We start from the raw sequence: 263 nt of genomic DNA, 5'->3' as shown, positions 1-263 counted from the left end.
CCCCCCTCAAGATGAGATTTCCCAGTATGTAAGACCCCTTGTAGACGACGAGGTAGATAGGTTGGAGGTGGAAGTGCAGCAATGCATGGAGCTGACCAATACTAATCGGTCGAGGGCTTATCCAAAATATAAAACACAGATTCGTTTCGTATCTAGTTTTCAGGTGATCAAACACTTGAACGTTTGGTGGCGATAGCGGAGGGGTTCCACGCGTACCCATCCCGAACACGACCGTTAAGCCCTCCAGCGCCGATGGTACTTGG

General features: G+C 50.2%; 2 rRNA genes. Both read left to right on the top strand.

The features are described from left to right. A 23S ribosomal RNA gene (locus KI379_RS33810) occupies positions 1–125 on the top strand; the annotation flags it as partial. Positions 126–182: 57 nt separating this feature from the next. Next, positions 183–263: ribosomal RNA gene (rrf, locus tag KI379_RS33805) — 5S ribosomal RNA — on the top strand; the annotation flags it as partial.

Source organism: Paenibacillus cineris, from assembly GCF_018333335.1.
In the GTDB taxonomy this organism is placed as follows: domain Bacteria; phylum Bacillota; class Bacilli; order Paenibacillales; family Paenibacillaceae; genus Paenibacillus_AQ; species Paenibacillus_AQ favisporus.
Note: the sequence above shows the minus strand (reverse complement) of the source record. Positions and strands in the feature narration are given on the sequence as shown.